Origin of the sequence: Vagococcus jeotgali (assembly GCF_035918315.1) — a bacterium.
Taxonomy (GTDB): Bacteria; Bacillota; Bacilli; order Lactobacillales; family Vagococcaceae; genus Vagococcus; species Vagococcus jeotgali.
Window position 1 is genome coordinate 1,698,404 of sequence record NZ_CP142146.1, and the last position, 14,394, is coordinate 1,712,797.

The 14,394-nt window shown below is 35.0% G+C and carries 17 protein-coding genes; 1 reads left to right on the forward strand and 16 read right to left on the reverse strand.

Translation table 11 applies throughout. From position 1 onward, the window contains the following. Positions 1-8: 8 nt before the first annotated feature. The 6 genes from mraY to VSF34_RS08445 form a co-directional block, all read right to left on the reverse strand. Positions 9-974, reverse strand: a complete 966-nt coding sequence (gene mraY / locus VSF34_RS08420; RefSeq protein WP_326716875.1) for a phospho-N-acetylmuramoyl-pentapeptide-transferase — start codon at positions 972-974, stop codon at positions 9-11. Next, positions 974-2,869, reverse strand: a complete 1,896-nt coding sequence (locus VSF34_RS08425; RefSeq protein WP_326716876.1) for a peptidoglycan D,D-transpeptidase FtsI family protein — start codon at positions 2,867-2,869, stop codon at positions 974-976. The genes mraY and VSF34_RS08425 overlap by 1 nt, the downstream gene beginning before the upstream one ends. After that, on the reverse strand, positions 2,869-3,255 hold the full coding sequence (locus tag VSF34_RS08430; protein WP_326716877.1) for a cell division protein FtsL: 387 nt from the start codon (positions 3,253-3,255) through the stop codon (positions 2,869-2,871). Before VSF34_RS08430 ends, VSF34_RS08425 begins: the two co-directional genes overlap by 1 nt. Position 3,256: 1 nt before the next feature. Continuing rightward, positions 3,257-4,222 (reverse strand): 16S rRNA (cytosine(1402)-N(4))-methyltransferase RsmH, encoded by a 966-nt coding sequence (rsmH, locus tag VSF34_RS08435; protein ID WP_326716878.1) that lies wholly within the window; start codon positions 4,220-4,222, stop codon positions 3,257-3,259. Between the two features lie 20 nt (positions 4,223-4,242). Further along, positions 4,243-4,674, reverse strand: a complete 432-nt coding sequence (mraZ, locus tag VSF34_RS08440; RefSeq protein WP_326716879.1) for a division/cell wall cluster transcriptional repressor MraZ — start codon at positions 4,672-4,674, stop codon at positions 4,243-4,245. Between the two features lie 197 nt (positions 4,675-4,871). Further along, positions 4,872-5,243, reverse strand: coding sequence for a DUF3397 domain-containing protein (locus VSF34_RS08445; RefSeq protein ID WP_326716880.1), 372 nt, complete (start codon positions 5,241-5,243; stop codon positions 4,872-4,874). A gap of 266 nt (positions 5,244-5,509) precedes the next feature. Here VSF34_RS08445 and VSF34_RS08450 point away from each other — a divergent pair, with 266 nt between their 5' ends. Continuing rightward, positions 5,510-5,629: a DUF4044 domain-containing protein gene (locus VSF34_RS08450; protein WP_326716881.1), complete on the forward strand. Its 120-nt coding sequence runs from the start codon at positions 5,510-5,512 to the stop codon at positions 5,627-5,629. A 180-nt stretch (positions 5,630-5,809) separates the two neighbouring features. Here the strand turns inward: VSF34_RS08450 and recN are convergent, their stop codons facing one another. From recN to VSF34_RS08500, 10 genes are all read right to left on the reverse strand, one after another. Beyond that, the gene (gene recN / locus VSF34_RS08455) at positions 5,810-7,504 is read right to left on the reverse strand and encodes a DNA repair protein RecN (RefSeq protein WP_326718059.1); all 1,695 of its coding nucleotides are present in this window, start codon (positions 7,502-7,504) and stop codon (positions 5,810-5,812) included. A 13-nt stretch (positions 7,505-7,517) separates the two neighbouring features. Beyond that, on the reverse strand, positions 7,518-7,964 hold the full coding sequence (locus VSF34_RS08460) for an arginine repressor (RefSeq protein WP_326716882.1): 447 nt from the start codon (positions 7,962-7,964) through the stop codon (positions 7,518-7,520). Positions 7,965-7,976: 12 nt separating this feature from the next. After that, positions 7,977-8,804: a TlyA family RNA methyltransferase gene (locus tag VSF34_RS08465; RefSeq protein ID WP_326716883.1), complete on the reverse strand. Its 828-nt coding sequence runs from the start codon at positions 8,802-8,804 to the stop codon at positions 7,977-7,979. After that, entirely contained in the window at positions 8,801-9,703 is a 903-nt protein-coding gene (locus VSF34_RS08470; protein ID WP_326716884.1) for a polyprenyl synthetase family protein, read from the reverse strand. Before VSF34_RS08470 ends, VSF34_RS08465 begins: the two co-directional genes overlap by 4 nt. A 2-nt stretch (positions 9,704-9,705) precedes the next feature. Beyond that, a complete protein-coding gene (locus tag VSF34_RS08475; RefSeq protein ID WP_326718060.1) occupies positions 9,706-9,900 on the reverse strand; it encodes an exodeoxyribonuclease VII small subunit in 195 nt (64 codons plus the stop codon). 50 nt (positions 9,901-9,950) lie between these two features. Beyond that, positions 9,951-11,273 (reverse strand): exodeoxyribonuclease VII large subunit, encoded by a 1,323-nt coding sequence (xseA, locus tag VSF34_RS08480; protein WP_326716885.1) that lies wholly within the window; start codon positions 11,271-11,273, stop codon positions 9,951-9,953. Further along, a complete protein-coding gene (gene folD / locus VSF34_RS08485) occupies positions 11,273-12,136 on the reverse strand; it encodes a bifunctional methylenetetrahydrofolate dehydrogenase/methenyltetrahydrofolate cyclohydrolase FolD (RefSeq protein WP_326716886.1) in 864 nt (287 codons plus the stop codon). Before folD ends, xseA begins: the two co-directional genes overlap by 1 nt. Positions 12,137-12,207: 71 nt before the next feature. Next, positions 12,208-12,681, reverse strand: coding sequence for a transcription antitermination factor NusB (gene nusB, locus VSF34_RS08490; RefSeq protein WP_326716887.1), 474 nt, complete (start codon positions 12,679-12,681; stop codon positions 12,208-12,210). Then, complete coding sequence (locus VSF34_RS08495; protein ID WP_326716888.1) at positions 12,647-13,075, reverse strand: Asp23/Gls24 family envelope stress response protein; 429 nt, start codon at positions 13,073-13,075, stop codon at positions 12,647-12,649. The genes nusB and VSF34_RS08495 overlap by 35 nt, the downstream gene beginning before the upstream one ends. Before the next feature lie 67 nt (positions 13,076-13,142). Beyond that, positions 13,143-14,207: a M24 family metallopeptidase gene (locus VSF34_RS08500; protein ID WP_326716889.1), complete on the reverse strand. Its 1,065-nt coding sequence runs from the start codon at positions 14,205-14,207 to the stop codon at positions 13,143-13,145. Positions 14,208-14,394 lie beyond the last annotated feature (187 nt).

The following is a 14,394-nucleotide window of genomic DNA, read 5'->3' on the forward strand; positions in this document are numbered from 1 at the left end:
GATTCCCCTTAGTATAAAATTCCCAGTGTGATGGCTGACATAACCAATCCTACTATCCAAAAAACAATATCTATTTTCCATTCCGACCAGCCACTTAATTCAAAGTGATGATGAATTGGAGACATTTTAAAAATTCTTTTTCCCGTTAATTTAAATGAAGCAACTTGTAACATGACACTTAAGGTTTCTAGTACGTATACTAAACCAATTAAAAGTAGCGTCCACTCTTGATGTAGTAAAATCGAGATAGCGGCAAGCATACCTCCAAGGGCTAACGATCCGACGTCCCCCATAAAAATTTTAGCTGGTTTTTTATTAAAGACTAAAAACCCTAAAAGAGCACCAACTGTTGTTAAACAAATGAGAAGCACACCAATTTGATCCTGGTTATAAGCAATAATGGCATACGTTCCAAATGATATAGTCCCAAGTCCTGCTACAAGACCATCAATACCATCTGTTAAATTGACAGCATTTGAAAAACCAACTAACCAAATAACTGCAAATACTCCAAAGAAGAATCCTAAATTAACATCACCTAGTAATGGGATAAACAACTCATCCGACATACCATCCATCTTCATAATGGCATAAAGAATAATTCCACCAATAATTTGACCAATTAACTTTTGTTTGGAATTCAAACCCATATTACGCTTTTTAAACACTTTAATAAAATCATCCAAAAAACCTAACAAACCGTAAAGAGTTAAAATGAATATAACACTCCAAAATGATGGTGTTAACTCTTTTTGCCATATCCCCATAATAATAGATGATAAAACAATACTGATTAAAAAAACCACACCACCCATAGTAGGTGTTCCTGTTTTGGCTAAATGTCCTTGGGGGCCCTCTTCCCTAATTGCTTGACCCATCTTTTTCATTTTAAAATACCCTATAAACTGAGGCATTGCCATTAAAACAAAGGCAAACCCCAGTGAGATAGGAATTAATAGTTTCGCTCCACTCATTACTCTTCTCCTTCGTTTGTTGTCGTGTCCACTTTAAATGCATGCTTTAGCATACCATTTGAAATTTCTGAAATTAATTCACTTGGTGAACCATACTCACCAGTTATAACTGGTTTTTTCATGGTGACGTACATGATATACTCTGGATCTTCTGTTGGTGCTATCTGAACTACAGAATAAATATAATCATTTGCTCCAGTTAACAACTGACCATTTTCAAAAATCTGTGCTGTCCCTGTTTTAGCTGATACATTCACACCTTCAATATTATAAATCCCATACCCTGTCCCGTACACTTCATCAGTAACAGTATCTTGCATGTACTCTAGTACTGTTTTAGCTGTTGAAGCTTTTATTGGCTCTCCTACTACTTCAACTGGAATTTCCTTTTCATTTCCCTCACTATCAATAATTTGTTTAATATAGCGAGGACGTAACATTTTACCTTCATTCGTCAAAGCTGTATAAGCCTGCATCATTTGAAGATTTGTCACAGATATAGCTTGACCAAAAGCTGTCATCGCTGTATCAACTGCATTTTTATCACGAATATCCCCTGGTGCTTCCAATGGTAATCCTGATCCAGTAGAATGACCAAATCCGAAGCGTTGTAGATATTCTAGCCATGTATTCCCCATCTTTTGCTCGAGTAAAACCATCCCTACGTTACTTGACCAAGAAAGTGCTTGGCGATAAGTTAGCAGGCCTTTCCCATCAGGAATCCAATCACTAATCGTTGCATCATATAAATCCATTCTTCCAGAATTAAATGTCGCATTAGCATCGTAATTTCCAGAATCAATAGCTGCTGCTACTGTGAAAGGTTTAATCGTTGATCCCGGTTCATATGGCCTTTGAACTAAAAGATTTTCCCAAACAGGATCTGGCTGTTCTTTTTTAGCAACAAGCCCTTCTTTTGTTTGCGGATCAAAACTTGGCCTTTGACTAGCTGCCAAAATATCTCCTGTTTTGGCTTCCATAAGTATCGCTGTCATATCTTCTGGATGAGCCTTTTCAAATACACTATCCATAACGTCTTCAAGGCGTACTTGTAAATTACTATCAAAAGTCGTATAAATATCTTGACCATCAAGAGCTTCTTGTTCAACTACTTCTGATCCTGGTAATTCGTTTCCTTTGCTATCCTTTTGGAAATACTTAAAACCATCTGTTCCTCTTAATACCTCATCATACGCATTTTCAATCCCCATACCATTTTTACCACTTAATTTAGAATCCTCTGCCTCGGTATTTTCAGGTTGAGCATATCCAATAAAATATGAAGCAAAATTGCCGTTAGGATACATACGATCAGGGTGTTCTTTAAAATAAATACCAGTAATCTTCTCTTTTTCTAAGGCTTCTTCAATTTTTGTTTTCGTTTCTAAACTTAAATTTTTCCCTTTAGAACCAAACTCAACTGTATTAATTGGTTTCCCACTATCATTCTTCTTGGGTGTTAGTTGCTCTAACACAAGTTTTTTATCCATACCTGTGTATTTATTTAAAATATCTGCAATTTGTTCATGATCATCATCGTGAACATAAAGTTCAACACCATTAATACCAATGTAATCTTTGCTTAACTCTGCATATAACGAATAAGAAGCAGCATCTTCTGCGAGAGGTTGTCCATTACGATCATAAATGGTCCCACGCTTCGCTTTAATGACGCTACTTCCTTGATATATTTTTTGTCTTTCGGCATCAAGACTACCGGTACCCACTTTTCCTACCGATATAACATAAGTTAATCTCACGGCAAAAAGCATAAAGATGGCAATAGAAGCATAAAAAAGGATAATCCCCACTTTCTTTCTATTGCCTGCTGGTGTTAAACTATTTTGTTGAATTTTTTTATTTATATTTTTCAAAAAAAGTTTTATTTTATCCATTATTTAATTTTCCTTATGTTATCCTCACGAAGCTCAATACCTGCTTTTTCAGCTATGTCTTTCACACGTTCAGACTTTAATAGTTCGCTTTTTTCTTGTTCTAATTTATCTATTTCTTTTTGTGTTTCTTTTTGTGCTACTTGCATCGTTGAAATAGCTTCTTCCTCACGATTAACAGCAGTCGTCATTCGAATAGTTGCCACCGCCATTAATAAAAAGGTCACAATTAATGATGCAAAGATAATTTTTTCTAACTTACTCACTTTTTTTAACCTACTTTGAGGTGCATTATGCTTTTGCACTTCTTCTAGATGGCGGTCATCCCCAGAAGGTATCGATGTCTGTTGCTCAGAATAGTCAACAGATTGTTTATTTGGCAAAGACATATTAACCCTTCCTTTCAGATGTTATTTTTTTAATTATACGCAACTTCGCACTTCGTGATCTATTATTATCTTCTAATTCTTCTTTTGAAGCTGTCATTGGTTTACGATTAACTAAAGCAAAATCTGGTTGGTACTCCACTGGTATGACAGGTAAACCTGGTGGGAAATCTTGCGGAGTACTGTATTCTTTAAAGATATTTTTTACCAACTTATCTTCTAAAGAATGAAACGTAATCACACTAATTCTACCATCTGGTTTAAGTAGCTCAATTGCTTGTTCTAATGACTCTCCAATCACATCTAACTCACTATTAACTTCAATACGAATCGCTTGGAAAATCCGTTTAGCCGGATGACCACCTTTTCTTCTAGCTGGAGCTGGAATAGCATCTTTAATAATATCTACTAGTTCACCAGTCGTCTCTATTCGTTTTGTTTCTCTAACTCTTTCAATCCCACGAGCTACTTGTTTTGAAAATTTTTCCTCACCATATCTAAAAAAAATCTTAACTAATTGCTCATAAGTATAATCATTGACAACGTCTTGAGCTGTCAGAGGTGCTGATTGGTCCATTCGCATATCTAAAGGCGCATCTTGATGATAACTAAACCCTCGCTGGGCTTCATCTAACTGTGGCGATGACACACCTAAATCGTAAAGTACCCCATCAACTTCAAAGACCCCTAAGTCATTTAACTCTTGCTTTAAATATCTAAAGTTACTCTGAATAAAGGTAACTTTACCTTCTTTTATTTCTTTTTCTAATTTAATTTTTGCATTTTCAATTGCTGTGATATCTTGATCAAAAGCATATAAATGGCCCTTTTTTGATAACTTAGATAACAAATACTGACTATGACCCGCACCACCTAGTGTGCAGTCAACATAAATACCATCTTCTTTTATCTCAAGTCCATCGACTGTTTCTGTTAGCAGTACAGTTGTATGTTTAAAATTTTCTGTCATAATTAGTCTCCATTATTTGACTAAAGTCCGAAATCGATTAGGCTTTCTGCAATATCATCAAAATTTTCTTCTGCATCTTTTGAAAATGCTAGCCACCGCTCTTCACTCCAAATTTCAATTCGATCTGATACCCCGATAATCACACAGGGTTTTTCAATCGCTGCAAATTCTCTAAGCTTTAAAGGCAGGTTTATTCGACCTTGTTTATCAATTTCACATTCAGTCGCTGCTGAATAGAAAAATCGGACAAAAGTTCTCGCGTCTTTTTTTGTGAGTGGCATTTCTTTGACGCTCTCTTCTAATTGTGACCATCTTTCTAGCGTATAACCAAACAGACATCCATCCATTCCTCTTGTTACAATAAACTTATTACCAAGATCTTCTCTTAGCTTGGAAGGCACAATCAAACGCCCTTTACTATCGATGTTATGCTGAAATTCACCCATAAACATGGTCGGTCACCTCAATCACCATTCACTAGCATAAGTCTACCACATTCCCCCACATTCTACCACCGTCTTAAGAAAAAAATAGGAATTCACAGAAGCTTTCCTAGCCAAATAAAAAAAAACCGACTTCTAAATATCTAGAGTGTCGATTTGTTCATTCAAAGTTGTCCTTTTAGTCCCATAGCCCTCATTTTTCTAAATTATCGTAAAAACATAATGATGCTCACAATAATTAACAAAATATAAACTAATAACGTAACAAGAAAGATAATACGCCAAAACATTTTAAAGTAGCGCCTGTAATTGATCTCTTTAAAATGATATGTTTGAAACACTGCAACAATCATTCCTACTAAGAAGATCATCAAAAAAACATAGGGTAAAAAACTTTCATCAAAGGTACCCACAGATACGTAATGAATTCCTATTAAGAAAAAGGGAATTGATATATCTGGTGCTTTGATACCGTAGCGTGTATATAGACCCATTTTTTTCGTTATAATACTACTTAATAAATAGATAACAAATGGAAACATGTACCAAAATAACATCATTGCATTAAAGGTTGGCATTATTTATTTAACTCCTCTTTTCACACTCACACATGAAGTATAGGTAATATCTTAATAAAGTAGGTCACAAGACCTTAACAAATCAAAACATCTTTGTAACAAGTATGACACTCCTGTGTTTTTCTCTCTTTTCATTATAAGCAATATTATTTCCTCTTTCAATTTTTTTTAGATAGTTTTTAAAAATTAAGGATTTACTTGCTATTTTTGCTTAGAACAGTGTAGAATACTAACAGACATATTGTTAAAATAAAGGTGGGAACACAGTGGATAAAAAACCAAAATCAACATTTGAAAAAATTACAACAGTCGTTATTTGGGTGATGTTGTTTGCTATTATCGGTGGTGCTGTCCTAACAGCCCTTGCTGCTTTAGGAATCATTTAAAACATAGTAACTCAAAAGTCGTTAGAATTCAACGGACTTATAGATTAGTTAACTCATAACAGGGACAGGATTTTCCTCCTTACTATGACGAATCATTCAAAACAGACAAAGAAGAGGTTGACTTTTAGAGCTCACCTTGAAAATTAGATGAAAAATCTAATTTCCAAGGCGAACTTTATATTAAGTCAGCCTCTTTTTTGACTCCCTTTTAGCCAATGCAAGCAACTCTTTTGCATGTTCTTTTGTAAGTTCCGTCACTTCACTACCTGATAGCATTCTAGCAATCTCATTCACTCTTTGCTCTTTTGTTAGATCTTGCACGATTGTCTCTGTTCGATTTGTTTTCACTTCTTTTTTAATAAAATACTGAGTATCCGCAACGGCTGCTACTTGTGGTAAGTGAGTGATACATAGCACTTGAGAATTCAAACCGATCTGGTGAATTTTTTCAGCAATCGCTTGAGCAACACGTCCGCTTACTCCTGTATCAACCTCATCAAACACAATGCTTGTAATTGATTGAGTTTTAGAAAAAATAGTTTTCAAAGCTAACATCATCCTAGACAACTCACCACCAGAAGCAACTTTAGCTAATGGTTTTAAAGATTCACCCACATTAGTTGAAATATAAAATTCCACTTTGTCTTGCCCTGTTTCTAGAAAGTCAGCAGCTTTAGTAAACTTAACTGAGAAGACAGTTTGAGCCATGTAGAGTTCTGATAACTGCTTCATTATGGCCTCTTCCAAACTTTTAGCCGTTACTTCTCTCATCTGGGTCAGCTCATTTGCTAATACTTGTAATTCTTTTTTTAATTTGTTCAACTTTTGCTCTAAGTCGTCTACACTTAAATTATCAACTGATGTTAACGATAACTCCTTGTTAATATCCTCAAAATAATTCAGAATATCTATGACACTCTCACCATACTTACGTTTTAGTTGACGGATGAGATCTAGACGATTATCTACTTCAAGTAGTCTCGACTCATCCATTTCTAAACTCTCTAGAGAGTCAGCTATATTGCCTGATGCTTCTTGCAAAGAATAGTAGGCTGTTCGCAACAAGTCAGCTGTATCTTGGTATACAGTGTCTATCTCCTCGATTTGTTCCATATCGCTCATAGCACTACCTACTAAAGACACAGCACTTATCTCCTCAGACTCTAAATAACGTCCGGCTTTAGACAAGGATTCTGAAATTTTTTGGAAATTCATCAGTTTGCGCCGCTCTTCAATTAACTGCTCTTCTTCACCCTCAATTAATTGAGCAGCCTCTATTTCATTATGTTGAAACATCAACATATCAATCCTTTGGGCTTGTTCTTTTTCATTTTGAGCTAAATTAATGAGTTGATCATTTAATGATTTATAGATATGAAACTTTTCACGATAATCCTTTAGTTTTTTATGCAGACCAGATGTTGCATACTGATCTAACAATTTCAAATGATTATGTGGTTGCATCAATTCTTGATGTTCATTTTGACCATGAATATCCACTAAAAAACGACCTAATTCTCTCAAAAATTTCGTTGTAACAAGTTGACCATTAACCCGGCAGTTATTACGACCAGATCGATAAATCTCTCTTTGGATAACAACCATATCATCTGTTATATCAATACCTCGCTCTTTTAAAAATTGCAAAGCATGAAGGGTATCCTTTATATAAAAGGACCCTTCAATCCGGCACCTTTCTTTCCCGTCTCTAATATAATCAGAAGAGCCTCTACCACCAACAAGTAATCCCATAGCATCAATAATAATTGATTTCCCTGCTCCTGTTTCACCAGTCAACACTGTCATTCCGTCTTTAAAAGGAATATTCAAATTAGAAATAATCGCAAAATCTTGTACAGTTAACTCTTGAATCATTTTATTCACCTTCTCATCTCATTGCTACTAACTCTTTTTCAATCATTTTTACTTGGTCATTGTTTCTAGTAATGACTAATATTTTATCGTCATTCGTCATAATACTAAACAACTCCTCATGATAAACATGTTCAATCAGTTTGCCAATAGCAACCCCACTACCTGGTGTAGTTACTAAAGAGAGCATATTATTCATCACTTCTACTTTAACAAAAGACGTTTTAATCATTTTTTCTAAACGACGTTTTTCTATTGTATCTGTTTTAGGTAACCCGTAGCGATAACTTCCATCATCATCTACATGCTTAACTAAATTCAAATCCTTAATATCTCTGGAAACGGTAGCTTGGGTTACTGGCACCCCGTGTCTTTGAAGCAAACAAACTAACTCTTCTTGCTTACTAACACTCTCTTGCCCAATCATTTGTTTTATCCATTTTTGGCGTTCCTTTTTTCTCAATTCCCCCGCCTCTTATCCTTTTAATTGACTATGAGCTCGTGCTACTAAATCAGGAATAGACTCTTCTCCAAGATAACTACCCATATCAGTTGCTGGTTTTAAGTAAGCTAAAAATTCAATATTTCCATCGCCACCAGTAATCGGAGAAAAGTCTAGCTGATAAATATCAAATCCTGACTCCGACATAGTTGTTAGCATCGTCTCTAATACCATTTCATGTACTTTAGAGTCTCTTACAATCCCTTTTTTACCTACTTGTTCTTTTCCTGCTTCAAATTGAGGTTTAATTAAAGCAACTACTTCACCATCTTCTGCTAAAATTTTTCTTAAAACAGGTAAAATTAATCTTAAAGAGATAAAAGATACATCAATAGTAGAGATAGTGGGTTGTCCCATTTTAAAATCTTCAGGCAAAGCATATCTAAAATTTGTTTTCTCCATTACGATAACTCGCTCATCTTGTCTTAATTTCCAAGCCAATTGATTAGATCCCACATCAAGTGCATAACTCTTTACAGCACCATTTTGTAGAGCAACGTCTGTAAACCCACCTGTTGATGACCCTATATCTAACAAAATTTTATCAGAAAAATCAATTCCAAAAACATCTTTAGCTTTTTCTAACTTCAACCCACCACGAGATACATATTTTAAAACTTGACCTTTCAACCTCAACACAGTATCTACTGGTATCTTCTCACCTGGCTTATCATATCTAATGTTTTTTTCATCACACACTAGTCCTGCCATCACTGTTCTTTTTGCTTTTTCTCTAGTGTCACACAAGCCTTGTTGTACTAACAAAACGTCAACACGCTCTTTTCCTACTTTACTACTCATATTTTCTCCTTTAACTGTTGTAACATGTCATCTAAATACGTTACCTCTTCTGCGTTATATCCTATATGCAACTTAGCTTTTTCTAGCATCTCACTTGACTTATGACACTCTTTCTCAAAGGCTATTTTAGCTCCATGAATACCCAGTAATGAAACATAAGTTGATTTACCAAGGCCAACGTCTGAGCCGATTGGTTTTCCAATATCAGCTTCACTACCCAAAACATCTAATAAATCATCTCTAATTTGAAAAGCAAGACCAATATGCTCTGCATACCCAATTAAAAAGTCTGTCAGCTCTTTTGGTGTATCACACATTAAACAAGCCATTTTTACTGCTGCTACAATTAAAGCACCTGTTTTTTCACTATGGATTTTTTGTAAAGTACTTAAAGAAACTTGCTGCTTTTCAGCAGCAATATCAGCCATCTGCCCCGAAATCATACCACTACCTCCTGATGCTTGCGCTAACTCTTTCACTAAAAGGATAGCATAATTAGGTTTGATATGAGACGAGCTAATCAAATGAAAGCTCTCCGTTAACAAGCCATCTCCTGCTAAAATAGCTGTACTCTCTCCATAAACAACATGGTTTGTAGCCTTACCTCGCCTTAAATCATCATTATCCATAGCAGGTAAATCATCATGAATCAATGAATAAGTGTGTACCATTTCAATTGCACCAGCAATATCATAGTCTACCAACTCAATGTCTTTTTTTAAAAATAATAAAGTTGATAAGAACAACATCGGCCTAAATCGTTTCCCTCCAGCTTCAATAGAGTAAATCATAGAAGATGTCAGCTCGTCGTTTATTGTATTCTCTTTTAAAAAGTCAACTATCGTTTGTTGAACTTGTTGACTTTGCTCTACTTGAAATCGAAGATAAGTTTGTTTCATAGTTAATCTCCTTTAACAGAAAAATCAACTTCTTGCCCATCATCTGTCATCATTTTAGTCAGCGTCACCTCTGCATCAGCTAGAGTATCTTGACACTCTTTACTTAATTCCATTCCTCTTTTAAATTGCTCTAAGGCTTTTTCTAAAGGGACATCTCCGACTTCCAAACTCTTAATGATACTCTCAAGTTCTACCATTGATGCCTCAAATGTTTGTTTTTCTTTTTCCACTATATCCACACGCCTCTCTATTCTACTTTTGCTCTAACTTCTCCATCACTTAAATGAATTATCACGTCATCACCCTTATTGACATCGGCCACACTTTTTATGATTGCATCTTCTTTTGTCACATAACTATACCCACGACTCATAGTTTTTAGAGGACTAAGTAAATCCAGAGCTTCTATTAAATTATGTAATCGTACTTTTTCATTTTTAATAAAGTGCTCACTTAAAAAATGTAACTGTCTAGTCTGATAAGCGACATCCTTCTTTAGATGAACCACTTTATCAATCGGATTTTGCCGATCAAGTTTTTTACTCAAATAATCAAACTTTCGCTGATTAAGCATCATGGTTGATTCCATAATTTGCTTCAATCGTCTATCCAATCCATCTAATTGTAAATAAAAGGATTCATATAATCTTCTTGGTTGTTTGAATATCACTGAAGCTGTTAAATGATTTAATTTGTCTTGCTTGCGTTTTAACTGCTGGTTAAAACTATTAAACAATCTTGCTTTCTTTTCTGATATTTTTAGTAGTTCATCTTGTAAAACTAGTACAGCTAATTCAGCTGCAGCTGTTGGTGTCGCTGCTCTAACGTCTGCTACTAAGTCTGTTAATGTCGTATCTGTCTCATGCCCTACTGATGAAATCACAGGAATTCTTGATTCAAAAACTGCTCTCACTACAGCTTCAGTATTAAAGGGCCACAGATCTTCAATTGATCCACCACCACGAGCCACAATAATCGTATCAAAGTCACCTAATTCATTAACTTCCTCAATTCGCCTAACCACATCTCCACTAGCTTTGTCCCCTTGAACTAAAGTTGGGAAAACAACAAGTTGAACAATGGGATAACGCCTTTCAACCGTTGTCATAATATCTCTAACCACCGCTCCACTAGGACTGGTGATGACTGCTATTCGTTTAGGAAATCTTACTAGAGGTTGTTTAAACGACTCTCTAAACACTCCCTCTTTTTCTAAATCTGATTTTAATTTCTCATAAGCTTGGTACAAGGCGCCAATACCATCAGGCTCCATATGTTCAATATAGATTTGGTATTGTCCAGTCGCCTCATAAAGAGAGATTCGACCAATAACCAGAACTTTCATTCCCTCTTCCGGTTGAAACTTCAACTTTTGAAAAGCTGATTTGAACATAACAGCTGAAATTTTAGCTTTTTCATCTTTCAAACTAAAATATTGATGACTATTAGCTCTTGGTCTAAAATTGGATATTTCTCCAGTTAAATAAACCGTTCCTAAATAAGGATCTGCTTCAAATTTACGCTTTAAGTAGGCACTTAAGGCACTTACTGATAAATAATCCACACTCATTATAAAGACCTCTTTTGATTCTCTTCTCTTACTTGTCTAACTGTTTGCTCCATTAACATAGTAATCGTCATGGGACCAACGCCACCTGGTACTGGGGTGATGAAACTAGCAATAGGCTCTACCTCACTAAAATTAACATCCCCAACTAACTTACCTTCATGATTTCGATTCATCCCTACATCTACTACAACTGCACCTGGCTTGATATAATCTGCTGTGATCATTTCAGCTTGTCCTATGGCAACAACTAAAATATCTGCTGTTAATGTTTCAGCTTTTAAATCTTTCGTTTTTGAGTGAGCAATAGTTACCGTAGCATCTTCTTGTAGCAACAAGTGCATTAAAGGTTTTCCTACAATATTACTACGACCAATAATCACCACTTTTTTACCTGCTAATACTACACCATTTTCCTTTAGTAACGTTACAATCCCAAACGGTGTACAAGGCACCATGTTAGGACTACCAACAAATAATTTACCTACATTCATCGGGTGGAATCCATCCACATCTTTTTTAGGATCTATCGCTAGCAAAACATGTTCCTCATTAATTTGCTTTGGTAAAGGAAGCTGAACTAGTAAGCCATCAACTGTATCATCTGCATTATAGGTTGCAATCAAACTTAATAATTCTTTTTCTGAAATAGTATCATTTAATTTAACAACTTCAGAGAGTATCCCTATTTTTTTAGCTGCTTTTTCTTTATTTCTAACATAAACTTGACTAGCTGTATCTTCACCTACTAATATCACAACAAGTTTTGGCAGCCGCTGATTGTTCTCTGACCAACGTGACACTTCTTCTTGTAACTCTAATTGCATCTTATTTGCTAGTTGACGTCCATCTAATTTTTTAGCCATGTCTACTCCCCCTCATTTCTTCTTATTCATTTTATCATAAAATAGTATAAAAAAAAGACTCTTACAAGTTTCTACTTGTTAGAGTCGATTTCTGCCATAACAGATGATAACACTCCGTTAATGAAACGTTTTGATTCTTCATCTGTGTATGTTTTTGCTAATTCTAAAGCTTCATTTAAGGATACTTTATTTGGCACATCTTGTAGATATAACATCTCAAAAATAGCTAATCTTAAAATAATTAAATCTGCTTTTGCAATTCGGTTGATTTTCCAACCACGTAAATGCTTTTCAATCACACCATCTAATTCTTCCTGCTTTTCGCTCACCCCTGCTACAACAGCATCAACATATAAAGGAATAACAATCTCTTCCTCCTCAGTCAATGAGTTGTCTGCAAGTAGTAATGTATAACGCATAGCATCAGTCATTGATACATCATCTTGGTACATCATTGAAAACATCGCTTGAAATGCTACTTCTCTTAATTGGTGTCTAGTTAACTCCACTTTACTTTTCCTCGTCTTCTGTATCAAATAATTCATCTAAATCTGGCAATGTGATTTTTTCTGGTACAACACCGACAACATGCACATTAACCTCTGATACTTCTAAATCTGTCATATATAAAACTTGTTGTTTCACTTTTTCTTGCATATCAATCGCTACTTTAGGTACAGATACACCATAATCTAAGTAACAATATAAATCAATCTTGATAGCACCTTCATCATTTTTTAAAGAAACACCTTTATCATGAACAGAAATACCAAATAATTCTGTTACATTTGAAGCTAAGGTACCACGCATAGCATAAACACCATCAACTTTTGATGCTGCAATACCAACAATTACTTCTAACACTTCAGGAGCTACGACAATTTCTCCACCAACTGCTTGATTTTGACTATCTAATACTAAATTTTTATTTTCTGTCATCAGAATTCCTCCTTTAAGTTACGCTTAGTCCAACTGATTTATTTATCACTTAGTTGATTCTTATATTCTATAAGATGATAAGCTCTTTTGTTGAATGTGTCAATCGGTCCATACCATCTTCAGTAATCAACATGTCATCTTCAATCCTAACTCCACCAATACCTGGCAAATAAATCCCTGGCTCATTTGTAATGATATTACCTGGAACAAAAGCTTTATCCGCCACTTTAGAAACATTAGGCCCTTCATGAATCTCTAAACCAATACCATGCCCTGTCGAGTGACCAAACGCTTCACCGTATCCATGTTCTGTAATATAATCTCTAGCTACTGCATCAAGCTCAATACCTGTCATACCAGGTTTTGCTACATCCAACACACGTTGCTGGGCACCTTTTACAATTTGGTAAATTTCTTTTAACTTATCACTTGGTTCACCTAAAGAAATAGTACGAGTCATATCAGATACATACCCGTCATAATAGCATCCAAAGTCAATGGTGATAAAATCACCTTCTTCAATAACCTTGTCACTAGCAACACCATGAGGCATAGCTGACCTTAAACCACTTGCTACAATCGTTTCAAATGAAACACCACTAGCTCCTAGACTTCTCATATAAAAATCTAGCTCGTTTGCAACTTGAATCTCCGTCATACCAGGCTTAATATATGTTAAAATATGCTCAAAAGCTGAATCTGCAATTTGACAAGCTTTACGGATTGTTTCAATTTCAGAAACATCTTTCACTTCACGTAATGACTCAATTATACCTGTAACTGGAATTAAATCACACTCAACTAATCTTTCTAATTCTGTATATTGGAAAAACGTTACAGTTTGTTCTTCAAAAGCCATATTAGCTAAAGCTAAATGGTTAACTAAATCTCCTAATTCTTCGTATAAAGGTTTAACATTTTTAATAATTTTATAACCTTCACACTGCTCACTTGCTTGTTCTGTATATCTAAAGTCTGTGACAAAATAAGCGTGTTCTAAAGTAATCAGTGCTAAACCTGTCGTCCCAGTAAACCCTGTTAAATAACGCAAGTTAAACTCGTTAGTAATTAAAAAACTATCAAGATCATGCTCTCTCATCTTGCTTCGTAATTTTTCCACACGTTCTATCATTTACGTCGCCTCTTTTCGTTGTTCTTCTATACATTATAGCAAATATAATGAATAAATAAAACGAAAAGGAAATAAAAGGGTCTATAATAAATCGTGTTGATGGATAGTTTCCATTAATACGATTTTTTGTTTTTAAATACAAAAAGGAACATCCAAACATGATAAAATAAAGTCGACAAAAACCAAA

Bases quoted from the DNA above. Each gene is read 5' to 3' on its own strand.
- folD (WP_326716886.1), bottom strand. From the start codon at position 12,136: ATGGCTAAAAAATTAGATGGACGTCAACTAGCAAATAAGATGCAATTA.
- VSF34_RS08495 (WP_326716888.1), bottom strand. From the start codon at position 13,075: ATGACAGAAAATAAAAATTTAGTATTAGATAGTCAAAATCAAGCAGTT.
- mraZ (WP_326716879.1), bottom strand. From the start codon at position 4,674: ATGTTTATGGGTGAATTTCAGCATAACATCGATAGTAAAGGGCGTTTG.
- nusB (WP_326716887.1), bottom strand. From the start codon at position 12,681: ATGAATTATTTGATACAGAAGACGAGGAAAAGTAAAGTGGAGTTAACT.
- rsmH (WP_326716878.1), bottom strand. From the start codon at position 4,222: ATGACAGAAAATTTTAAACATACAACTGTACTGCTAACAGAAACAGTC.
- mraY (WP_326716875.1), bottom strand. From the start codon at position 974: ATGAGTGGAGCGAAACTATTAATTCCTATCTCACTGGGGTTTGCCTTT.
- xseA (WP_326716885.1), bottom strand. From the start codon at position 11,273: ATGAGTGTGGATTATTTATCAGTAAGTGCCTTAAGTGCCTACTTAAAG.
- VSF34_RS08500 (WP_326716889.1), bottom strand. From the start codon at position 14,207: ATGATAGAACGTGTGGAAAAATTACGAAGCAAGATGAGAGAGCATGAT.
- VSF34_RS08430 (WP_326716877.1), bottom strand. From the start codon at position 3,255: ATGTCTTTGCCAAATAAACAATCTGTTGACTATTCTGAGCAACAGACA.
- VSF34_RS08470 (WP_326716884.1), bottom strand. From the start codon at position 9,703: ATGAAACAAACTTATCTTCGATTTCAAGTAGAGCAAAGTCAACAAGTT.
- VSF34_RS08465 (WP_326716883.1), bottom strand. From the start codon at position 8,804: ATGAGTAGTAAAGTAGGAAAAGAGCGTGTTGACGTTTTGTTAGTACAA.
- recN (WP_326718059.1), bottom strand. From the start codon at position 7,504: ATGATTCAAGAGTTAACTGTACAAGATTTTGCGATTATTTCTAATTTG.
- VSF34_RS08445 (WP_326716880.1), bottom strand. From the start codon at position 5,243: ATGCCAACCTTTAATGCAATGATGTTATTTTGGTACATGTTTCCATTT.
- VSF34_RS08425 (WP_326716876.1), bottom strand. From the start codon at position 2,869: ATGGATAAAATAAAACTTTTTTTGAAAAATATAAATAAAAAAATTCAA.
- VSF34_RS08475 (WP_326718060.1), bottom strand. From the start codon at position 9,900: ATGGTAGAACTTGAGAGTATCATTAAGAGTTTGGAAGTCGGAGATGTC.